The organism is Fuerstiella marisgermanici, assembly GCF_001983935.1.
GTDB classification, from domain to species: Bacteria; Planctomycetota; Planctomycetia; order Planctomycetales; family Planctomycetaceae; genus Fuerstiella; species Fuerstiella marisgermanici.
The window spans coordinates 2,020,561-2,042,356 of record NZ_CP017641.1 but is presented as its reverse complement, the minus strand read 5'-3'; the positions used below and the strand labels follow the sequence as shown (position 1 = coordinate 2,042,356).

15 protein-coding genes and 1 pseudogene are annotated in these 21,796 nt (G+C 56.6%); 6 read left to right on the top strand and 10 right to left on the bottom strand.

Annotated elements, in window-relative coordinates; all coding sequences use genetic code 11:
• The first annotated feature begins 37 nt into the window (after positions 1 to 37).
• The 3 genes and pseudogenes from Fuma_RS07730 to Fuma_RS07715 all read left to right on the top strand — a co-directional run bounded on the left by Fuma_RS07730 (position 38) and on the right by Fuma_RS07715 (position 2,555).
• Positions 38 to 973: a tyrosine-type recombinase/integrase gene (locus Fuma_RS07730; RefSeq protein ID WP_083732551.1), complete on the top strand. Its 936-nt coding sequence runs from the start codon at positions 38 to 40 to the stop codon at positions 971 to 973.
• Positions 907 to 2,295 (top strand): annotated as a pseudogene (locus Fuma_RS36155) (IS91 family transposase). The gene Fuma_RS07730 and the pseudogene Fuma_RS36155 overlap by 67 nt, the downstream one beginning before the upstream one ends.
• Positions 2,292 to 2,555, top strand: coding sequence for a hypothetical protein (locus tag Fuma_RS07715; protein WP_077023493.1), 264 nt, complete (start codon positions 2,292 to 2,294; stop codon positions 2,553 to 2,555). Before Fuma_RS36155 ends, Fuma_RS07715 begins: the two are co-directional and overlap by 4 nt.
• 223 nt (positions 2,556 to 2,778) lie before the next feature.
• Here the strand turns inward: Fuma_RS07715 and Fuma_RS07710 are convergent, their stop codons facing one another.
• From Fuma_RS07710 to Fuma_RS07680, 6 genes are all read right to left on the bottom strand, one after another.
• Positions 2,779 to 4,602: an IS1634 family transposase gene (locus Fuma_RS07710; RefSeq protein ID WP_077023619.1), complete on the bottom strand. Its 1,824-nt coding sequence runs from the start codon at positions 4,600 to 4,602 to the stop codon at positions 2,779 to 2,781.
• 229 nt (positions 4,603 to 4,831) lie between these two features.
• Positions 4,832 to 5,017, bottom strand: coding sequence for a hypothetical protein (locus Fuma_RS07705; protein WP_077023618.1), 186 nt, complete (start codon positions 5,015 to 5,017; stop codon positions 4,832 to 4,834).
• Between the two features lie 527 nt (positions 5,018 to 5,544).
• Complete coding sequence (locus Fuma_RS07695; RefSeq protein WP_077023616.1) at positions 5,545 to 6,411, bottom strand: ABC transporter permease; 867 nt, start codon at positions 6,409 to 6,411, stop codon at positions 5,545 to 5,547.
• Positions 6,408 to 7,358: an ABC transporter ATP-binding protein gene (locus Fuma_RS07690; protein ID WP_077023615.1), complete on the bottom strand. Its 951-nt coding sequence runs from the start codon at positions 7,356 to 7,358 to the stop codon at positions 6,408 to 6,410. The genes Fuma_RS07695 and Fuma_RS07690 overlap by 4 nt, the downstream gene beginning before the upstream one ends.
• Before the next feature lie 9 nt (positions 7,359 to 7,367).
• A complete protein-coding gene (locus tag Fuma_RS07685; RefSeq protein ID WP_077023614.1) occupies positions 7,368 to 8,804 on the bottom strand; it encodes a DUF1501 domain-containing protein in 1,437 nt (478 codons plus the stop codon).
• A 3-nt stretch (positions 8,805 to 8,807) separates the two neighbouring features.
• Complete coding sequence (locus Fuma_RS07680) at positions 8,808 to 10,049, bottom strand: hypothetical protein (protein ID WP_077023613.1); 1,242 nt, start codon at positions 10,047 to 10,049, stop codon at positions 8,808 to 8,810.
• A gap of 189 nt (positions 10,050 to 10,238) precedes the next feature.
• On the opposite strand from Fuma_RS07680, the gene Fuma_RS07675 reads away from it, so the two are divergent.
• Positions 10,239 to 14,195: an outer membrane protein assembly factor BamB family protein gene (locus tag Fuma_RS07675; RefSeq protein WP_077023612.1), complete on the top strand. Its 3,957-nt coding sequence runs from the start codon at positions 10,239 to 10,241 to the stop codon at positions 14,193 to 14,195.
• A 265-nt stretch (positions 14,196 to 14,460) separates the two neighbouring features.
• Here Fuma_RS07675 and Fuma_RS07670 read toward each other — a convergent pair whose 3' ends face one another.
• Entirely contained in the window at positions 14,461 to 15,144 is a 684-nt protein-coding gene (locus Fuma_RS07670; protein WP_077023611.1) for a hypothetical protein, read from the bottom strand.
• A 673-nt stretch (positions 15,145 to 15,817) separates the two neighbouring features.
• Here Fuma_RS07670 and Fuma_RS36790 point away from each other — a divergent pair.
• Positions 15,818 to 16,705, top strand: a complete 888-nt coding sequence (locus Fuma_RS36790) for a DUF1963 domain-containing protein (RefSeq protein ID WP_077023609.1) — start codon at positions 15,818 to 15,820, stop codon at positions 16,703 to 16,705.
• 338 nt (positions 16,706 to 17,043) lie between these two features.
• On the opposite strand, the gene Fuma_RS07655 is transcribed toward Fuma_RS36790, so the two are convergent.
• Positions 17,044 to 17,271, bottom strand: a complete 228-nt coding sequence (locus Fuma_RS07655; RefSeq protein WP_218922406.1) for a hypothetical protein — start codon at positions 17,269 to 17,271, stop codon at positions 17,044 to 17,046.
• Positions 17,272 to 17,929: 658 nt separating this feature from the next.
• Between Fuma_RS07655 and ltrA the strand changes: the two genes are divergently transcribed.
• Positions 17,930 to 19,615 (top strand): group II intron reverse transcriptase/maturase, encoded by a 1,686-nt coding sequence (gene ltrA / locus Fuma_RS07650; protein WP_218922201.1) that lies wholly within the window; start codon positions 17,930 to 17,932, stop codon positions 19,613 to 19,615.
• 181 nt (positions 19,616 to 19,796) lie between these two features.
• Here the strand turns inward: ltrA and Fuma_RS07645 are convergent, their stop codons facing one another.
• Both Fuma_RS07645 and mscL read right to left on the bottom strand, forming a co-directional pair.
• Entirely contained in the window at positions 19,797 to 20,150 is a 354-nt protein-coding gene (locus Fuma_RS07645) for a group II intron maturase-specific domain-containing protein (protein WP_077023607.1), read from the bottom strand.
• Positions 20,151 to 21,142: 992 nt separating this feature from the next.
• Positions 21,143 to 21,652: a large conductance mechanosensitive channel protein MscL gene (mscL, locus tag Fuma_RS07635; protein WP_077023606.1), complete on the bottom strand. Its 510-nt coding sequence runs from the start codon at positions 21,650 to 21,652 to the stop codon at positions 21,143 to 21,145.
• Between the last annotated feature and the right edge of the window lie 144 nt (positions 21,653 to 21,796).

Here is a 21,796-nt window from a genome sequence, read left to right as displayed (position 1 = left end):
ACGCGGTAACTCTTCCTTCACTCAGAAAGTGACCACCATGACGCCCTGGCAATCTCGCACAACTGTGCTCACGAAACGCATGGCCGATGATATGAAGCTGCGCAACTTTGCTCAGGCGACCATTGACGCCTACACGTATCATGTCGGCCGCTTCGCCGAGTTTCTCGGCAAGTCACCGGAACAGGCGTCCGCCGAAGACGTGCGATCGTTTCAACTGCACCTCATCGAAGTGAGGAAAGTTGGCTGGAGCTCCTTCAATCAGGCCGTGTGTGGCCTACGTTTTCTGTACCGCCACACGTACCCTCGCGAGTGGGTGGTGAAGATGGTGCCGTTCGACAAGCGCCCGAAGACCCTTCCGGAAGTTCTCAGCGGGGAAGAAGTTTCTCGGCTGATCGAATGTACGACGAATATCAAACATCGGACTTTTCTACTGACTCTCTATTCGGCCGGGCTGCGGCTGAACGAGGCGGCTCACCTGAAGATTGCCGACATCGACAGCCAGCGAATGCAGCTGCGAGTGACCTGCGGCAAAGGAGCGAAGGAACGACGCGTGCCGTTGTCGCCGAGACTGCTGAAAGAACTTCGCGAGTACTGGAAGCAGTATCGTCCGGTGACATATCTGTTTCCCGGACGAACCAGGGATGTTCCTCTGGCTCCGACCACCATTCAAAAAGTGATCAAAGCTTCGACAGCACGAGCGGGCATCGAACGCAACATCACGCCACACACGATGCGCCACAGCTTTGCGACTCACCTGCTGGAAGCGGGAGTCGATCTGCTGGCGATCAGTCGCCTGCTGGGTCACAAAAGCTTTTCAACGACGATGAAGTATCTGCATGTGCGACGCCTGCATCTGAACAGCGTGCCCAGTCCGGCGGACTGGCTGCCGGTGAGACAACTTCCGGGATGGGCGGCACCGGGCGCAGCGGATGTGAGCGTCCGCTCGGACGGCAGGAAACCGACGACAGATTAACCGATGTCGGCGGTTGCGATGTCACTTACAAAAGCGACAATCCACGCCATCGCCTGCCGGGGCGTCCCGGCGTCATCGACATCCTGAAGGACAACGCGGCAGAATTCGTTCGTGGGAACCCGGGACAGGCGGTGCGTCAGGTGCAGAGTGTGCTGTCGAAGATTTCGGTGTGTCGCACGGCGGCGCTGGGCGCATCGTGGCACTGGTGTTCGCAATGCGATACAGGCATTCGTATTGCGAATTCGTGCGGCGACCGCCACTGCCCTCAGTGTCGCGGCGCGTCTCGCGCGGCATGGGTGGATTCGGCGATGAAGAGGATCGTCGACGGAGTGAACTACTATCAAGTTGTCTTCACGCTCCCGGAGCAGTTGTCGTCGCTGGCCCTGGGCAACCGCCGAGTGATCTTCAATCTGCTGTTTCACGCGGCGTGGAAGTCGCTCAAAACAGTGCTCGAAGACGAACAGGCTTACGAAGCTGCCGCGGCGATGGTGCTGCACACGTGGAACCAACACCTGGATGCTCACGTGCATGTCCATGCGGTCGTGCCGGGCGGCGGACCATCCCTGACAAATCCCGGCACCTGGAAGAATTCGGTTCCTCCACGACACGAACGTTCGACGCGATGGTGGCTGGTCGACGCCGATGATCTTCGCTTCGAATTTCGCGAACAGTTCCTGGCCGGTCTTCGTTGACTGCACGCGAAAGGAGAACTCCGGTTGACCGGCGACTGGGCTCACCTGCAGGATAAGGCGGAGTTCGAAGCATTTCTGGCACCACTGGAGAAGACGTCGTGGGTGACCTACATCCAGCCTCCGCCGACGGAAGCATCGCAGCCGCAGGATATCGTGAAGTATCTGGCTCGGTATCTGACAGGCGGTCCGATTTCGGACGCTCGGCTGGTGAACTACGAACGCGGCAGGGTGACCTTCACGGCGCGAACGGGCTCCCGGCATGGCGGCAGTGATGAGGTTGAAGACGTCGAACTTCCTGCGCAGGCGTTCGTTCGTCGCTGGTGCCTGCACATTCTTCCGCGCGGCTTCACGAAGACGCGCGGCTACGGTGGGTGGAGCAATCATCATCTCAAACGTTACGTGGCGGAGTGTCGTCGCCTGCGACAGGCTGTTGACGACGCAACAACGAACGACACTCCCACAGCGGAAGACGTGTTCGTCGAAACGAACGATGAGTTTCCCGGACGACGTTGTTCAACGTGCGGCGGCGAGTTGGAATTGACTGAGCGAGTGCACCGGACAAGCTGGCGAGACATCTTCTCGGGACCAGACTGTCCCGCGTGGAACACGTTTCGGGAGCGTCCCGGATGAACGACTTCTTCGACAACGTGAACGGCCTTCCATTCGCTCGTATCCCGCTGCCGAATTCGTCGCTGCTGCGCATCGCCGTATGTGTGGCGTTGTGTCGCGACATGACAATCGGTGTGATTCCGCAGACACGGCCAATTGGACAAACCGGTCCACTGATCGGCGGCCCTTTGGTAATGACAACGAGTCACCCTCGGGCTATGCTGACTCCTGAACAGAGTTCAGTGACGTCATTGAATTCGCGAGGGCGACTGACTGCGTAGCCTGCCCTCGTCCTCCGCACACGAAGCGGAAAAGTTCAACGCACGATCTATGAGTCGGCTTACCTGCCGCCGCATAGATCGCAATTCGTTACCCGACTCAAATTGCGGCACGATGGCTTGAGCTCGAACTAAATGGACAAAAAATGATTAGAACGCTAACCCAACTTCCCCAACTCGAGTCACGAAGGCAGTGTTTTGTGGGGTGAGCGGCCAGAAGTTTCCACTACATTTGCTTTTGGATTATTTTTGAGGGCAGTTTGAGGCTCAGCTTTTCCAGAAGAATCTGCTGATGGTCGGAGGGCTTTGACACGCAGCGGGTGCGGATCTCCGGGCCGGTGCGAGTGGGCAGGACGACGTCCATCGAACGGATCTCCGACAGCTCCGCAAGCACACGGCGCGGTTCGTCGCCCAGCCCTGCTTTGCTGCACAGCTGGCCGAGCGTCTTCCACAACACATACGCCAGAAAACACACGAAGATGTGTGCCAGAACACGGTCCTCCTTCTGATGCCAGATCGGGCGGATCGAAAGATCGCTTTTGTGGATTCGGAACGCGGCTTCCGCTTCGGTCAGTTGGATGTACGCCTTCCAAAGTTCTTCGTCGGACCAGTCGCTGACATTCGTTCGCAGCAGATAGCATCCGGAACTCAGAGTCGCCCAGTCACGCGTAGCTTCGATCTTTGACCATTCGATGCGTGCGGCCCCGTCATCTGTCTTCGTGACTTTCACGTCGAAGAGCTTTGCCGCTCGAGTGTTCTTTCCGAGCAGCCGGCCGATCTCACGTTCGACCTTCATCGGGTCGCGTTTCTGTTTATCGCACCGCGCCGTCATGCGGATGAGCGACTCTTCGATCTTCTTTTCGAAGCGCTGTGTGATCGCTTCTTCCTTCTTTGATCGATCGCGACTGCGACACAGGATGAATGTCTCCGGCGATGTGTTGCAGTCTTCCGATTCATCCGGATCGTCGCTGCCGGGCCACGGCACGACCTTGACTTCCAGGCCATCGCGAATGCTGGTCCAGTCTTCCTTCAGCAGCTCGTGTTCAAACTTCTTCAGCATCGATTTGGGAGTGCCGACGATGTAGCGTCGACCGCCTTCGCGCAGGAATTCGATGTTGTCTTCCGACACCATGCCGCGATCCATGACCCAGATGCGATCGCTTTTCCCGTAGCGTGCTTCCATCGTTTCGACGATGTGTTCCACGGTAGTAACGTCGGCCGTATTGCCGGCAAACACCTTGTATCCCAGCGGCATTCCGCATCGAGACACCACCAGCCCGATGCAGACCTGCTTGCAGTCGCTGCGGTTATCGCGCGAATAGCCACGCTGAGCCAGCGGATTGCGTTCGGCCTGACCTTCGAAGTAAGTGCTGGTGACGTCATACATCAGCAGGTCGTATTCGAGATCGAACAGATGGCCAAGGCGATTCTTCAGATGCGTTTCCAATGCGTCCTTGTGCGGCAGCAGCTGATCGAGTGTGCGGTACAGCCGATTATCGTTCACACGTTCTTCGCTCACGCCGAGCAGATCCCGCAGTGCCGTTTTCGGATACCATTGTTCGGCGGTGAAGAGTTCGCTGGCAGGTTCGAGCAGCCGCGCAATGATCAGAATCAGCGAACTCACATCCCAGCCGACCAGTTCACGACCTTCAGGGATCGCGTTGCTCAGGAACGTATCCAGTTGCAGCGTGCGAATCAGGTGCAGAGCCATCCACGGCCCGCCGAACTGTCGCAGGTTTTCCACACGAACTCCGGCGGCGTTGACTTCGACCCATCGCGGAGTCACGGCAGACGCATCATCATCGAACTCGAATCGCATCTGTCGACTGAGCGGTTGTGACTGATCAGCGGTGACACCGGGTGCAACCTCATCGCTACCGGCCAAAACTTCCGCCGCCTGATGGACGCCCAGTCGACCGGCTTCGTCAAGCTTCCCCAGCCACGCGACCACCCGCTGCCGCGGCCCACTGGCCGAGCGATACGATTCGACCAGCGCCCAGTAGGCGTGGCGACGACCGTTTTTGATTCGATGGCATTGGCGAATGAACATGATCGCAAATGCTACCGATCGATCTCTGACCGGCCAGATCAGAGGTCGTCACTACATCGTGTTTCAGATTTCAAACGCTGGACTTTTGAAACTTCGATAACAAAAACACGCCGAATAAATTCTCTGCAACCACATTTTGTGCCGCTGCTGGGGAAGTTGGGCTAATTACCGACATCTTGTAAATGTCCACACGCTCTAGTTCTCTGGGCTTGCGGCGCCCGCCCTTCGCTTATTTCTTTCTCGGCTCGTCAGATTCATCCCGCACCCACCGATAGAATCTCGACGGAGTAACGATACCGATCAGTTCTTCAATCGCCTTGCCGAATTCCTTGCCCGGTTTAAGCAGCTGTTTGCGTTCCGCCGGTTTCGTATGAACCTGACCGAGAATGCGTGCGCGAAGGATCTTGGTCTCCACCCTCAGGTATTCGATATACCGAGCCAGCTCCCGGTCAGCGAATGAGGCAATTAGAGCAAGAAAAGGATGGAAGAGTCTGCATCGTCAATCGTGCTAAAAACGCTGGTGCTGCACATTCGGTGTACACCGAAATACACTTTTTCAAACAGCAGTTTTCGCCCGGAGACCTCCTCATTCTAAAGCTCGTTTTCGATGGCCGTCACAGACCGTCGCTCGCGATGACATATCTCGTCATCCAACAACACTTTCCGAGCGGCTTCGATTACGTAGCAGACCGGCCTTCCCTACCGCTGCAATCGACACAAAACGCCCGGCGTGGTGGCAAAAACCGCTGGTTCGTGGCCACGTGTGTTCGCATCTGCCGACAATCGCCGATCTGATAATCAAATCGCGCAACACACAAACGGCGGAGATCTGCTCAGATGATCATGAAGGTAATTGACGGAAACGACGACGATCGAGATCCGCAGCCGGCCGAAACGCCATTCGACTTTTCCGACTTCGGTCTGTTTGCGCCACGCCATTCTTTAAGTCACGTTGTGCGACGTGGGACGCGACACCAGCGCGGCACTGATCGCAAAACAAGCAAGGCCGAAAACGGCCGTGACCAGCACGCACACGGGTAGCGATGGCAGTGAATCGGTCACAGGCAGGTCGCCAGAATACAGCAGGCGTCGCAGGCCAGCCACGCCGTACGTCAGCGGGTTCAGGCGAATGATCCACGACAGCCAGCCGCTGCCGCCGCCAGGAAAGAACGCTCCGGATAACAGCCACATCGGCATCAGAAAGATGCTCATGATGGCGTGAAATCCCTGAGTCGAATTCATCGGCCACGCGATGAGAAATCCGAGTGACGTGAGTTCCACGGCGATCAGCGTCAAAAAGATCACGGCGAAAATGCCTTGAAGTAAACCGACTTCGATTTGTAGTCCCGGGCTGAGGCCAACGTAGCTGAGTAGCGGCCCAACCATCAGAAACAGCCCGGCCTGAATCACGGCCAGCACCGTCCCGCCCAGTACCTTGCCGAGCACAATCACGGATCGAGGCACCGGGGCGGCGAGGACACCCTGCAGAAATCCTTCGCGGCGATCTTCGATAATGGAGATCGTCGAAAAGATGGCGGTGAACATCACGATCAAAACGGCGATGCCCGGAAAGAAGTATTCCTGATACGTGAGCGGCTGTTCGAGATTGCTGGCCCATTCCGGAGACTGAAACGATCCTCGCAGACCAGCCCCAAACAGCACCCAGAAAATAATGGGCTGCCCAATGGCACCGATCACACGAGTGCGCTGACGAAAGAACCTCACCAATTCCCGTGACGCCAGTGCGAAGGTCCCTGACCAGATTCCGGGCGTGGCCTGTGGGCGGATAGCGTTTGCTTGCGAAGTCATGCGGCGGTCTCCGATTCTTCGCCGGTGAAATCACGCCCGGTTGTTTCCAGAAAGACGTCTTCCAGCGTTGGTTGAGCCACTTCCGCCGACACGATGTTGTCTCCAAATTCCTGCATGACTTTTTGCAACGCAGACGCTGCTTCGCTGATGCGAAAGCACAGCCGGTCGCAAATGGGGCGAGCTTCCGCGCTTAGCAATGTTTCCAAACGAGGACGAAAGTCGGCATTATTTCGCGTCCGAACCGTTAACCGCTGACCGTCCAGCGACGACTGCAGTTCCTGCGGCGATCCGCTGCGAATCACGTGGCCTCGATCCAGCAACAACAGCTGTTCGCAGCCTTCGGCTTCTTCCATCAAATGAGTCGTCACGATCACGGTGGTGCCGTCCCGGTCACGCTGTTCGTGAATCAAATCCCAAAACTGCCGCCTCGCAGACGGGTCCAAGCCCGTGCTCGGTTCGTCCAGAAGAAGTAACTCGGGCGAATGCATCAACCCCTTGGCCAATTCGACTCGCCGCCGCAGTCCTCCTGACAGATCACCGACGATTGAACGCTTGCGATCCGTCAATGCGAACTGGTTAAGAAGCCGGTCGGTGCGGTTGGCCAGTTCGGATTTCGGGATGCCGTAAATCCGTCCGTGACACTTCAGGTTTTCGTCGACGGTTAAACGAGGGTCGACGGCTGGCGATTGAAAAGTGACTCCCAGAAGCCGACGAATTTCGGCCGAGTCTGTTTTGAGATCACGACCGGCGATTTGCACAGAACCGCTTTGCAGCGGCAACAATGTTGCCAGCAGTCGAAACAGCGTGGTCTTACCGGAACCGTTTGGGCCCAGCAGACCAAACAGGCAGCCGCGTTCGACCTGAAACGAGACGCCGTCCAGTGCCTGGTGATTGCCGTAACGATGCGAGATGTCGTGAGCCAGCAGCGCGGGTGGAGATTCAGTCATTTGCAGCCGCTAACCCAGAATTCCGTCGACGACATGTGCTTCTTCGACTCCTGTAAGTCGTGTGTCCAACCCCTGAAACGGTACGCTGAATCGTTGAGCGTTGATGCCCAGCATGTGCAGCATTGTAGCGTGAAGGTCGCGCACGTTAACCACGTCTTCCACCGCGTTGTAGCCGAGTTCGTCGGTGTTGCCATAGCTGGTGCCGCCGTTGATTCCGCCACCCGCCAGCCACATCGAAAAGCCCTTAATGTGATGATCACGCCCCGCGCCGCCCTTGCCCTGAAACATGGGCGTGCGGCCAAATTCTCCGCCCCAGATAATCATTGTGTCTTCCAGCATGCCTCGCTGTTTCAAGTCCTGAACCAGCGCCCATGTGGCTCGGTCAGTCAAACCGCAGCAGATGTCCATGTACTTCTGCAAACCGCCGTGGTGGTCCCAACCGCGATGATACAAGTGGATAAACCGGACTCCGCGCTCCGCCAGCTTTCTGGCCAGAAGGCAGTTAGACGCATACGAACCATCGCCGGGAGTAGCGCCGTACATGTCCAGAACGTGCTTTGGTTCGTTGGACATGTCGACCAGTTCGGGCACTGACATCTGCATTCGAAACGCCATTTCGTAAGCAGCGATCCGTGTATCCAGTTCGGGACTTTGCAGTGTTTGATTGCGGTGCCGGTTTAGAGCACCAATGGTGTCGATCAGTTTCTTCTGTTGATCCATCGGCACCCCCGGCGGCGAATCCAGATAGTGCACCGGAGCACCAGTTGCGTTGAATTCCACGCCTTGATAACGACTCGGCAGAAACCCTGAAGCCCATTGCCGCGACGCAATCGGTTGAGGGTTTCGGCCGCCGACGCTGGTCATGACGACAAAGCCAGGCAGGTCCTGACATTTGCTGCCGAGACCGTAGTTGACCCACGCTCCCATCGACGGACGACCGCTTAAAGCCGTGCCCGTGTTCATGAAGGTGTGAGCCGGATCGTGGTTGATCTGTTCAGTCACCATCGACTTGACGACGCAAATGTCGTCGGCCATTTTCTGGTGATACGGCAGGTATTCACTGATCGGCAGGCCACTTTTCCCGGACGGCACAAACTTAGTCAGCGGCCGCAGACATTTTAGTTCCTGCCCCTGCAATTGAGCGATTGGTTGACCGGCTGTGTACGATGCCGGCATCGGTTTGCCGTCCATCTTTTCGAGCGTCGGCTTGTAGTCGAATGTTTCCAGATGCGACGGCCCGCCAGCCATGCACAGGAAGATGACTCGTTTCACACGCGGTGGTAATTCCGGAAAGCCTGGCAGCCCGCCATGAGCGTTCGTTCGCGAATTCGCTGCAGCCGCGTCATTCGCCAGCAACGACGAAAACGCGGCCGCACCAACCCCAACGCCGGACTGGCGCAGGAACGTGCGGCGAAGCATTTCGGTGGCGAACGAAGACTGAATCATGAATTACACCTTTGGCCGGAAGACCATCGTCGCGACGACCGTGGCGACCACCAGAAACAGAATCACCATCATCACGTTCGGTCCGAAGGCGCTCGAAATCGCATCGTTCTCTTCAGTGGCGTCTGATGTGATGGCGTTAATGGATGCCGCAGAATCTACATCCGATGCCACGCTGTCTCCTGACGCTTCCACCGTGTCGCTTACGGCACCCGCATCCGCAACCGTGGTCAGCACTGGCTCCGGTTCTTCGGCAGCGTCCATGGCTTCCACTTCAGAATCTTCTGGAACGCCGAACCCTGAGAAGCCAGCTAGTGGCGGCAGACCTTCGTCGAGTGGCTCCGTTGTCACGATGACGTTGTCCCAGTTGACGTTCATGACCAGGTCGACGCCTGGGTTTTGAGCCTTTACCGTGCACTGACACGCACCGGTCAGAAACTGCGACGCTTCTTTAATCACGTCCGGAGCGATTCCTTTGCCGATCAATGCGTAGAGAGCTCGACCACGTCCGAAGATTGGGATCGCCATGGGCTGGTTGATGATGTCCGGATCTTTGAGGTCGGGTTCGATCCGCAGCAGCATTTCGATGAACGCCTGTTCGGCCTTATCATCCCGATCGATGCGGACGGCCGAGAACGCGATCTTCAGCGAATCAGCGGCGACAGCCAGATCCTTCAAATCTCCTTCTTCAATCTCAGGCAGCTTCAGTTCGTCTTCAAGCGACTTTAGCTCATCCGTCAACACCGTGAACGCGGCGTCGTCTTCTTCTGTCTGACCGCTGTCCAAAAAGACCCACACCACAGACTGGCCGTCGATCAGTCGTTGGCAAACAGTTGAACGGGCGGGCGAATTCAAGACGGTCGCAACGTTGTCTCTGTTCAGTTCGCCCTGCCAGATCGTTTGCGGCGGTCCCCACTTTGGCGGCGACTGCACCACAACCCACGGTGTTTGATCCGAAGGATGAGCGTCACGGATAGCCTTGATGTTTGGCTCGACGTCGCCGTCCAGGTCGATTGTTTTCACAACCATGTTGGCCGCTGCGGTGCCGTCTTTCGATTTCGGTTGCAGCGATGAAGCGACAGCTTGCTGTGCTTCTGTGAGCGGCCCGGTGTGAAAGACGTACGCCGTGTACTTGTCTGGCTGCCAGTGTTCCAGTGCGTAGCGGAACACGGGGACTGAGCACGCGACAGCCAGCGATGCCGATGCGAGCACAATGAGCGTCGCTGTAGAAAATTTTCGAAGTGACATGGCGTGTCCGATTTGGTGGGCGCAGGTGGGTGGGAGGACGCATGATCGCTTGTTAGAGTGTACGGAGCCGTAGCCGTGCATTCAACTGGGTAACGCGTGTTGTGGTGAATGCAGGAAACGCAACCAACCAGCCTCGCAACCAGAAGACTAAAGTTCTCGGCTCGTTCGTCCCCGCCAAAAGGAAACTCCATGAATCCCTCCTTCCTTCTTCGTGTGGTCAGTGGCATTGGCCTGCTGGTCTGTTCTGTGAACACAGCTTCCGCCGACGACTGGCCGACTTATCGCGGCGACAATGCTCGTGCCGGCGGCAGCCACGAATCACTGCCCCTTCCGCTAAACGCTTCATGGACGTATACGTCTCCGGCACCGCCGGAAATGGCCTGGTCAAGCGGCGAAGGCAAAGTCTACGAAGGAAAAGTGCTGGGCCATCGTGTGAAGTTCGACGACGTGTTCCATCCGGTCGCCGTCGATGGCAAGCTGTACTTTGGATCCACGGCTGATGACCAACTGCACTGCATGGATTTGAAAACCGGAAAAACAGAGTGGACGTTCTTCACCGGAGCTCCCGTGCGATTGGCTCCATCGGTCGCCAACGGGAAAGTGTACTTCGGTTCTGACGATGGGCGAGTGTATTGCGTCGACGCCGCCACCGGAAAACAACTGTGGCAGTTTCGGGCCGGTGCAGAAGACGACTGGTTGCTGGCTCGCGGCGAAATGATTTCTCGCTGGCCTGTGCGTACCGGCGTGCTGGTGGATGACGGAGTCGCGTTCTTCGGAGCCGGCATCTTCCCTCATGAATACGTCTATCTGTATGCCGTTGATGCAAACGACGGATCAGTGATCTGGAAACAGGATAACCTCAGCTCTGAAGACGCCGGCCGCAACGATCTGTCGCCGCAAGGTTACCTGCTGGCCAGCAAAGATCTGTTGATTGTGCCTTCAGGGCGAACCTTGCCCGCTGCGTTTGATCGAAAGACCGGCAAGCTGGTCCACAAGCGAACTCATAGTTGGCGCACGACGGCCGGCGGAATCATCGGCGGCACCAAGGCGCTGCTGGCGGACGGGCAAATCTATTCCGGTGGTCCTCACCACCTGCTGGCGATGAATCAGAAAAACGGCGATGCAGGTTACGGCTGGTTTGCCGGTCGGCAGATGGTCGTTTTGGACGACGCTGCATACGTGGCCACGGGGACCGTTGTCGCGAAACTCAATCGCGGAGAATACGCCGTCAACAGTCGAATTCGTCACGACCTGGAAATGAAACTCTACGGACTTTCTCGCAGTCTGCGCGGTCAAAAAGACAAGAAGAAAGTGGCCGACATCCGCAAGCAGATCAGCGATGCCAACGATGCAATCAAAGAGATCGCCGATGTCGGTGTTGCCTGGCAAAAAGAAACCGTGGCCGACGCGGCGCTGCTGGCGACTCCTGAAGCTGTGTTCGTGGGCGGCACAAATAAGGTCACCGCCTATTCTGCCGCCGACGGCGAAATCGTTTGGACGGCCAAAGTGAACGGCAAGGCGCGAGGTCTGGCTGTGGCGGACGAACGATTGATCGTCAGCACAGACAGCGGCAGCATTCATGTTTTCGGCGGCGATGAAATTTCCGAACCGGATACGTCGCTGGCCGCGTTCGCGGTAGCGAGCGAATACCACACGGCCGCCGAACAGATACTGAAACAAACGGGAATCCGCCGCGGCTTCTGTCTTGTCATTGACGGCAACGAAGGCGAACTGGCCTACGAAATCGCCAGCCAAAGTGATCTCGAAGTTTACATGATCGAACCAGACGCCAAAAAGGCCGCGACGGCTCGCAAACGTTTGGCGGATGCTGGCGTGTATGGCAGTCGTGTGACCGTGCATAACTTCGACGTGGCCGACATTCCCTATTCCAACTACTTCGCAAACCTGATTGTCAGTGACGAGTTTGTGAAGACCGGCAAATTGAAAACGGATCCGACACTGATTGCCCGTCACCTGAAACCGGCCGGCGGCGTGATGTGTCTCGGCCAACCCGACGGCGACTCAGCAACGGCAGCGGCCGCTTTGAAAACTGTCGAAGCGGAGTTCGCGAAGGATAAGGATTCTGTGGCCGCAGATGCTGAGGCCGACGACGAAGCAGCGAAAACAGTCGCGAATTCTGCGACGAAAACAGAAGGTGGATTCGCAACGTTGACGCGAGCCATCCTGCCGGGCGCAGGATCGTGGTCACACCAATACGGCAACGCCGCCAACACGGCTGTCAGCGACGAAAAGCGAGTCACCGGCGGACTGGGCGTGTTGTGGTATGGTGACCCCGGCATCGGTGAAATGGTCAATCGGCACGATGGAGCCGTCGGGCCACTGGCGGTCGGCGGACGTTTGATCGTTCAGGGCCAGACCACAATTCGAGCCTACGACGCGTACAACGGTTTGTTTCTTTGGAACTACGACAATCCTAAAGGCATTCGGCTGGGCGTGTACAAAGGGGTGAGTCCCGGAAACCTGGCGGCGACCGAAGACCGATTGTTCCACTTCATTGGTCCGAAATGTTTTGAACTCGACGCCGCTACAGGCGAAACATTGCGAGTTCACGACCTGCCGGAATCGCGAGCCAACGGCAAGCATCAGTGGGGCTACATCGCCGTGAAGGACAATCTGCTGTTCGGTACCGCCACAGTGATGGAATCGATCGACGCCATCGAACGCCGTCGAGGCCGCAAGACAAAGGACGCGACTGACGGCATTTTCGCCATCGATCTGACCACGGGTAAGCACCTGTGGGACTATCAGGGCCAGAGTATTTCACACCGCACCATTGCCATCGGCCCTGACAAAGTCTTCTTTATCGACAGCACGATCACCAGTGATCAACGAGCCGAAATTCTGCGGCAGGACAAAAGTGAACTGCAGAATCTGACAGGGAAAGCTCGTGAGATCGCCGAAGACCGCATGAAGAAGATTGACCTGCGGCGAGCCGTCGCACTCGATTCGCGGACCGGCGAAAAGGTGTGGGCGAAACCCGTTGATGTGACCGATTGCAGCGAAATCGGAATCGGCGGCGGCATGCTGACGCTGATGTACCAGAACGACACGCTGATTCTTGGCGGTGCCAACGCTAACGGCCACTATTGGAGGCAGTTTGTCGCGGGCGAATTTTCACGCCGCCGACTTGTCGCTCTTTCGGCCGCAGACGGGTACAAGCTGTGGGCCAAAGATGCGAATTACCGGCACCGTCCCATCATCGTGGGCAATCGAGTCCTCGCCGAACCGTGGATTTATGACCTGCACAGCGGCGAACAGCAGATGCGACAGCATCCCATCACCGGCGAAGATGTCCCATGGTCCATGATGCGAACCGGACATCACTGCGGCATGCTCACAGGTGCCGACAGCGGCATGATTATGTTCCGTTCAGGGGCCACCGGCTTTATGGATCTGGAACAGGACGCAGGCATCCGCCACTTCGCCGGTCATCGACTCGGCTGCTGGATCAATGCGATTCCGGCCAACGGCCTTGTGATGATTCCCGAAGCCAGCGCTGGTTGCGTCTGTCTGTTTTCCATCGCGTCAACCATTGTGATGGAACCCCGTGAAGCTCGGACACCGTGGGCCATTTACAGTTCCGTCGGAACGAAGACGCCCGTCCGCCATCTGGCGTTAAACCTGGGAGCACCCGGCGACCGCAAAGACGCTCACGGCACGGTATGGCTGTCGTACCCTCGTTACAAGGCGTATCAGGAAACGTCACTGGATGTAAAGCTGGATCTGCAACCGAAATTCGGCAGCGGAGGCGGCTACGAAGCGGTCAATGAAAACGCACTCACCGTCAATAGCGAACAGCCAGAATGGTTGTACACGTCATGGGCTCAGGGCCTGGAAAAGCTCACTCTGCCACTGCTCGGCAAAGACGACAAACCAGCCAAGTTCAAAGTGCAACTCCACTTCGCCAACGTCCGCAGCAAAGATCCCGGCGCGACCTTCGACGTCCAATTCAACGGCGAAACAGTGCTGAAGGATGTCACTCTGCCAGCCGCCGGCGAAGGTGAATCCGCGGGCACGATGTCGGAGGTCAAAGATGTAGCTGTCAAAGACAACCTGACAATCACGCTGGTCGCCGCGAATGGTCAACCATTATTGAACGCGGTGAAGGTGCTGCGACAGGAATAGAATCGCAAACCGTTCCTTTTCAGGAGTGGCCGGGGTTGGACTGAGCGAAGCGAAGGAAACCCCGGCCACGTTGCCATCTGAGCTTGCCACACTTTGTCGTGGTTCGTGCCGTAGGCCGGACCAAGCGAAGCGCTGTTCCGGCGCGTTTGTGTGATGCGTCGCGAAACGCAACGCCGGAGCAGCGTCGCGTTGCTCCTTGATCCGGCCTACTTCCTTGCCAGCTCAACCCACATCCCACGCCATCGCCCGCCGAGGCGTCTCGGCCTCAGACGGCCGGAACCGTGGCGCTGATGACCTGGCTCCAGGGACCTGTTTCGCCCTTGGTGTTCACCCAGCGGAGCAAAATGTTGGCGGTGTTGCCTCCGTCGTCGCTTTTGAACCTGATCAGTTCCGGCGTGCGCGTGCTGAACGCGACGAAGCGGTAGTCTTCCGGATCTGTCGGTGGCGTGTCGGCGACAGCGACGTAGACTTCACAGCCTCGAACGCCGTAGGGTTTGGCTTTCCGAGTTGGCGTGGCAACGTCGGAATACATGAGCGTGAGTTCCAGACGATCGGTTCCAATGACAGTGCCTGTCGGAAATGTGTGAGGGACCGGAACGGGGGTTCGTGTCGTTTTATGAACCGGCAAACCTGCGGCATCGCGAGCGGCGTTGGAGATTTCGTCGTTGGCCTGAATCAGCTTGGCAACGGATCGAACTGTTTCTTCCAGTTGCTGACGAGCTTCGTCTTTGCTTTCGGTGGCGGCTTTGGCAGCGTCGCGAGCCTTCACGGCAGCGGCGTATTTCTTGTCCCATTCCGCCAATTGAGTTTGAAGTGCTTTCACACGCTCAGCAGACATTTCATATTCTGCGGGATCGGACGCCACCTGGTTGACGAACTGGCGAGCAAAGGCATCGAAGTTACCTTCCGCCTGAGGAATGAAAGATGTTTTCGTGCGAGTCGCGGCCATGGCGAAGGCTTCCTGAACTGGAGTAGTATTGCGGCAGATAGATTTGGGTACCTGCCTAAAATCGTCCCCTACTGGACGAAGCCATTAACCACTCCGGCAAAATCTGCCGCCCCGCAGCGTTTCGAAGGCTGGATCGATCAGCCTGAACCGGCTGTACGAATTGTCCGCCGCATTTACGGTGACAAAATCGTCATGTCGAGTGTGTCGGAAGAATCCATTTGTGGCTCGGAACGAATCATTAGTGGCTCGGAACAGTTCCGCCCCACTAATTTTCCCACATCGAGCACTGCGGAACGATTCCGAGAACGAATTCTTCGCACGCCCAGTCTTCCGGACCGACAGAGAGAACGTAATCTGCAAAGCTTGCCCACTGCGGAAAGATCACCACACTGAAGTTTCGGTAAATCTCTACGAAACCATCCCTCGCCTTAACGTGCCCGCCTCGCAGCAACCGCATGAGACCTCGAGCGCAATAACACGTCATCTCGCAGCACCGCGTCACGGTGCCGCGGGCTTTCGCCGACAAGGTGTTTTTTATCACAAGTTAAATCTGCATTCTTGCGGCGAATCTTAGCTATTGATAAAGTTACCATAGCTGGGGATAAGGACGCGATATGAGCGGATACCCCGTGAAATATTCGGTTAGTTACATTGTTAGCCAGCAATACTGCACATGACGCAAGACACGTTGCACATCGGCGACATTTCACCCACTGACGAGCTGACCGTTCTGTCACGGGATGATCTCGCCTCTTATTCCCTCAGCACTAATTGGCCCACTTACCAACACGTGATGGGCCCCGGAGATATTCTAGCTCGGTCCCGCCAACTCGAAGAATACGCCCCGCAACTAACTCAATGTCAACCACGACCAACTCTCTGCTTCGTGTTCGGCGTTGGCGAGGATGGAGACCGAGCAGCGACCCGACTTGGGGGCCTCCCGTTCTGGCCGTCGAGTCAACAGTGGCCAACCGCTCAAAATGGGGCAGCAAAACAGTTCATCGGGCAATTCGATTTTCGCAGCGTACGGTGGCCAGAGCCGCTTCCCGGCGACGTTCTCACCGTCCATTTTGATTATGACTGGGATGGTGACGGCCGGTTCAACGGCGCCGCTCACGGGGCGGCCGCAACCTTAACGTGGCATGATTCAAGCTGTACTGACTTGTTGTCGCGCACCGACCTTCCGCCGCCAAACGAGTGGTACGCGGCGCCGGGCCCTTTCTACTCGCGGCCAGTCTTGCAGACAGACTACAAGACCGAGTGGTCTGAGCATGCCCAGGCATTTACCGTTCATGGCATGAAAATTGGTGGGCATTCCCCATTCTTTCGTGCCAACTGGACTGAACTTACTTCAGCAATTCCAGAGCCCGTATTTTTATGCTCAATCGGATACGTAAGCCCGGACATTCAGGCAGAGGAGCCTGATGCTTGGCTAAAATCACGAGTTCGTGACCCCAACACTGAAGTTGGCGACGCAATGTTCCCAGGCGCAGGCGTGCTCGCAATTGCCTACGAAAAGGGTAACCCTTCAAATCTGTATTGGATCGCCTACTCGCCATAGGCTGGCCAACAAAAATCGGGATCGGGGGCCGGCTTTGACCGGGCCCCTCCCACACCACTTGGCATGCGGGTCGGCACCAGGCGGTTCATCGCAGGGTGGCCCGGCCGATCGGCTGGGTGCCGCAGGCACAAGATGTCTCATCATCCGGCGTCCAATCAGTATGGAACTCCATGTTCGACGGAAGCCGACAAGCAGGCATCCTGTCGCTGCGCGACCCAACCGAACAAATCGGTCGGGCCACCCCACGCATCGCCTAATATTTGCCGGAAGAATGCTGAACTCACTTGTCACCCCCCGCACGCGATGTGACATCGGCCCCTTAAATGGCATTCTGCATCTTATGCCAGGGAAGGCAGGCGAACCCTTGCAGCAAACTCTCCACCTGAATAAAATTCAACCGTCACCGGAATAATCCCGTCAATATGAACGATATCCCGGTGAGCTAACCCAATAACTAGATTGTTCGCCTCTAATGCAAACTGCTCAATGGATACGACATATCGAGTGAAGGAAGAAATGCGAAACACTGCGCGCCGGTGTTTGGTATTTTTCGTCGCCGTGGGCATCGCGTCTACAATCTTTGCATACTTCGGATTCAGAAGTGAACCCACGTTGGCGGCTGTGTTCTTCGCAATCTTTTGGGGCTTCTGGACTCTTTTGAGTGTTTGGCTCCTCATTTTTCACGCAAGGTATCGGCTTCATCTTGGAGATTCCGCAATCTGTCAACACGGTATTTTTCGACGATGCAAGTTGCCACTTTGTGATGTTCTCGAAGTGAAGTGGCGTCAATTCCCTAAACCAAAAGGAAGCGTTCGTCTTTCCGGAACGTTTGACACTTTGGTTATAGAACTGGGACATCTCAAGCCTGAAGACCGCCGTAGTGTAATTCAGTTCTTCAGGGAAATGATCGACGCCAACAAGCATGTGGGGTGGGATGAGTTCTCCGAGCGGCTCAATTAGGTCCGAAGAGGCGAAATCGGGTAAGAGCCACCGTTTCCGGTGACCCTCCCCACACCACCTGACATGCGGGTCCGGAGCGAACTGGAAATGGTTTATTGACAAGCGGGTGCGAATCCCGTCCGGGTAACTCTTAGCCTGAGGCCCGGTATCGAGTGTTGCAGCGTCACTGGTAACAGTTGCGTTGAAGCGTACACAGAAAGGTAGTGAGGACGAATGGACTGGGCTGGCCGCCCAAACCGTGAATGGTATTGAGCCCCGAAATGCATGTTTTCTCGGTATCTGCCCAGGCATTCGGACCTGCTAAAGGCAACACTGAGTTTCGCGTTTTGGCGAGCGAAGCTCGGAGACCCGGGGTCGAAGGCCACGATCGCGCTACACATGATGCCAATGAAGCAACCAGTGAGATCCCAGCTGTTCTTGTTCGACGTGACGTCCAATCACGACGAAACGAGTATGCACGTACAAGCTGAAAAGGCAAGGAGTGCAGACGACTCTGGGAAGTCGGATGGCGGCATAGTACCGTTGAAGCGCGAAGACCAATCGCGTGAATTGAAGCCCGGTAATGCGGGTGCAGGGAAGGCCGCCAGGCCATCACGCGACTCCAGCGATACACCGACCGCACTCAGTGGCGGATCACCGGTGCTTGATCGACTGGATCGCATCACCCAACGCGCGGAAACGTACTCTGAAGAGGCGTTTAACAACCTCTTTTCGCTGCTCAATTACGAGTTGCTGTGGTATGCGTTTCGCAAGCTCAAGCGAGGCAAGGCACCCGGAGTCGACGGTGTCACGGTGGATCAATACGAGTCGAATCTGCGGGACAACCTGCACGACCTGTTAACCAGATTACACCGTGGTGCGTATCGGCCTCAGCCCAGTCTTCGTCGTGACATTCCGAAAGGGAATGGCAAGACCAGACCGCTGGGTATCGCCAGTGTGGAAGACAAGATCGTACAACGTGCGGTCGTGATGATTCTGGAACGGATCTACGAAGTCGACTTCTGTGAGACTTCCTATGGTTTCCGTCCGGGACGGTCATGCCACCAGGCTTTAAGTGTGCACGGTCAAACCATCGCGACCCGGAAAGTGAGCTGGATTTCGGACGCGGATATCCGTGGCTTCTTCGATAACGTTTGTCATGAACGTTTGCTCGAACTGCTACAAAAGCGGATTTCCGATCCGAAGCTATTGGCCCTGATCCAGCGCTTTCTGAAGTCCGGTGTGATGATCGAAGGTCGTCGCCGTAACACTGACGAAGGTGTTCCGCAAGGCTCGGTTCTTTCACCGTTATTAGCGAACGTGTATTTGCATTACGTCCTGGACCAATGGTTCGACCGGGATGTGCAGCCGCGTATGCGAGGTGAATCGTACATTGTCCGCTTCGCGGACGACTTCATTTGTGCGTTCGAACTGGAGTCTGACGCGAGACGCTTTCAGGATGTGCTACCGAAGCGACTGGCCCGATACTCGCTGGAGCTGGCCGAAGAGAAGACTAAACTGCTGCGGTTCGGCCGCTTTGCGAGACGCGATTGCCAGCGTCTTGGCGAAGGGGCTCCCGCGACGTTCGACTTCCTCGGCTTCACTCATTACTGCGGCCTGAGTCGTGCGGGAAAGTTCAAGCCGAAACGGAAGACAGCCAGTAAGAAATACCGAGCTAAGGTAGGCGATCTGAAGCATTGGTTCCGACGGAATCTGACGACACCTTTGTCCGAAGTCTGGGCGAAGTTGAATGCGAAGCTGCGTGGCCATTATCAGTACTATGGAATCAATGACAATTGGTCCCAACTGATGAAATTCCGCCAGGCAGCAAAGCAGCTGGCCTTCCGCTGGCTCAATCGTCGTTCGCAGAGGAAGTCAAAGACCTGGCCTCAGTTCGATGCGTACATAGCTCGCTTTCCCCTGGCATCTCCTTCGAAGCTGACTGACCTGATTGCGATACAGCCAAAGTGATGACCGGGTGACAAGTGATGGTCGGGAGCCGGATGCGTTAACGGCGCACGTCCGGTTCTGAGAGGGGTTGAGCGTACAATCGGACACGGATAAAATATTGTGACACCACCAGAGGAAACGGGTGGCCAACAGGGAACACAAACCGCATCCTAAACCCGAAAGACGCCATCCTACTCGCCCATCAGGCGGTTCGACGAAGTGGAGCCAGTTCGTTCCAGAGGTGTTTCAGGCTTAATAGACCCAATTCCACGAGCAGCGCGTTCGTAAAGCCCACACCGCTGGCGATGGTCTTGGCCATGTGCCAGTAGCTCTTGCGACTTTTCGCATGACGAATCGCCTGTCGACGGGGAACCCCTAAACGCACGAGTTCTCGGCTGCGTGTGCGAGCGTGTCGCCAACGCTTCCAGTAACACATGCGTATCCGACGACGGATCCACTGGTCGAGTCTGTCGAACAGTTTCAACTCCATTGCCAGGCAGAAGTAGCCCGCCCAGCCGCGAAGATAACTTCGCAGTTCGCTCAAACGACGTTCCATCGAAACTCCCCAGTCGAGTAGGTCCGGTTCCCACCGGACATGACAAGAACGGAATTAGTCCGACGTCGCAACGTCAAATTTCGTTTAAGTGGCTCTTGTTCCTCAGCGCCCCAGCGAACGCGATCTCCACGCCACTGTGTTCAAGAAGGTCGCAATTCAACGCTGAGTGACGCTGAGGCCCACCGCGACGTTCGGTAGGAAGCGGACCTACTTAACTGATCTAAATCGCGACGGGAGCATATGGGAACGCGGTCGCCTAAACCTCAAGCTTGATGTCGTACCCGACTGGCGTCGAACTTGTGAAGACGGTAGCGTGGACGTCGTCCGTCAGTTCGATGCGCTGAAGCGAGACAGGTGAGACGCACGACGGATTAGGAATTGGCAAGTGGACTGGCCGTTAGACAATCTGCCCAACACCACTTTCGGATGGATTCTTATCCTGTTCGGTGTGTTTGCCATTTGTGGTGCAATCTTCCAGTGGGAGTTTTTTATGAATCCCCGTAGTCAGTCTCCACGGGCCGTCAGGTCTGCTCTGGGCGCGCCAGGGTATCGACTGTTTCAGTTTGTAGCTGGAGCTTCTATGATCGCCCTTGGATTTCTTCTTGTCTCTTCTCAGTAGGTCAGAAGACGAGTAGGTCTGGTTCCCAATTGGCATGACAAGAACGGAATTAGCCCGACGTCGCAACGTCAAATTTCGTTTAAGTGGCTCTTGTTCCTCAACGGCGGGGTGGCACACTAGAGTTCGTAGGCTGGGGCAAGCGAACCGTGCCTGTCGGATCGGCGGCTCTTGCGAATGACGTGTCCTCGCACTAAGACTCAAGGATGCCGTGTGCACGTATCAGGTAGAGTCCGCTGTGCGGACCGAAACGCTGTCGGGGCGTGATCTGATTTTCCGTTGTTGGCAAATGCTCTGACTTTGAGCCGTTGGTCTGCACGGCGGCCCCTACACTTGTTGGCAGTCTTGGTAGGGCAGGCTCCTGATTGCCGCACGACTACTCACCGCCCGCCGATTGCACGCTCAGTTCGCTGGTGCAGTGAGGGCATCGAGTCGCTCGGAACGGGATCGTTGTCCGACAAAATTCACACTTCTTATCTGAGGGCTCGTCGTCTGCTGGAGGCTCTTCTCCGAAGGCTTCGTCAAGCTGTGTGTCCACTCGATTTACGATGCGAATGATGGCAAACATGACGAGTGCCACACACAACAGCGAAATGCAGCTGTTGATGAACTGCCCGTAGTTCACAGTCACCGCACCGAACTGGCTGGCGTCTTCCAGAGTGCGAAAGCCGCCTTCCGGAGCCGTCTTGCCTTCCGGCATCTCCAGCACCCAGAATCGATCCGAAAAATCGACATCTCCCAGCAGCATCCCGACCGGCGGCATCACGATATCGTTGACGAAAGACTTGACCACCGTGGTAAAAGCGGCACCCACGGTGAACCCGATCGCAAGATCGATCATGTTGCCACGTAGAGCAAATTTTTTGAAGTCGTTAAGCAGTGCCATGAACCTGGCTTTCCGGAAAGAAGGGAGATGCAACGTAGAGGTACGAAATCTGACCGCTGGGCGGTACACGCTGGCGCGTCGGATAAATGCCACTGGCAAAGGCTGGGGCACTCATTCTGTCGCCCCGCCAGGCCACCCCGCCGA

Excerpts from the sequence above, each read along its gene's own strand:
- Fuma_RS07680 (WP_077023613.1), bottom strand. The coding sequence starts at position 10,049 with ATGTCACTTCGAAAATTTTCTACAGCGACGCTCATTGTGCTCGCATCG.
- ltrA (WP_218922201.1), top strand. The coding sequence starts at position 17,930 with ATGTTTTCTCGGTATCTGCCCAGGCATTCGGACCTGCTAAAGGCAACA.
- Fuma_RS07715 (WP_077023493.1), top strand. The coding sequence starts at position 2,292 with ATGAACGACTTCTTCGACAACGTGAACGGCCTTCCATTCGCTCGTATC.
- Fuma_RS07695 (WP_077023616.1), bottom strand. The coding sequence starts at position 6,411 with ATGACTTCGCAAGCAAACGCTATCCGCCCACAGGCCACGCCCGGAATC.
- mscL (WP_077023606.1), bottom strand. The coding sequence starts at position 21,652 with ATGGCACTGCTTAACGACTTCAAAAAATTTGCTCTACGTGGCAACATG.
- Fuma_RS36790 (WP_077023609.1), top strand. The coding sequence starts at position 15,818 with ATGACGCAAGACACGTTGCACATCGGCGACATTTCACCCACTGACGAG.
- Fuma_RS07730 (WP_083732551.1), top strand. The coding sequence starts at position 38 with ATGACGCCCTGGCAATCTCGCACAACTGTGCTCACGAAACGCATGGCC.
- Fuma_RS07675 (WP_077023612.1), top strand. The coding sequence starts at position 10,239 with ATGAATCCCTCCTTCCTTCTTCGTGTGGTCAGTGGCATTGGCCTGCTG.
- Fuma_RS07685 (WP_077023614.1), bottom strand. The coding sequence starts at position 8,804 with ATGATTCAGTCTTCGTTCGCCACCGAAATGCTTCGCCGCACGTTCCTG.
- Fuma_RS07645 (WP_077023607.1), bottom strand. The coding sequence starts at position 20,150 with ATGGAACGTCGTTTGAGCGAACTGCGAAGTTATCTTCGCGGCTGGGCG.
- Fuma_RS07655 (WP_218922406.1), bottom strand. The coding sequence starts at position 17,271 with ATGCCCACGGCGACGAAAAATACCAAACACCGGCGCGCAGTGTTTCGC.
- Fuma_RS07690 (WP_077023615.1), bottom strand. The coding sequence starts at position 7,358 with ATGACTGAATCTCCACCCGCGCTGCTGGCTCACGACATCTCGCATCGT.
- Fuma_RS07710 (WP_077023619.1), bottom strand. The coding sequence starts at position 4,602 with ATGTTCATTCGCCAATGCCATCGAATCAAAAACGGTCGTCGCCACGCC.
- Fuma_RS07670 (WP_077023611.1), bottom strand. The coding sequence starts at position 15,144 with ATGGCCGCGACTCGCACGAAAACATCTTTCATTCCTCAGGCGGAAGGT.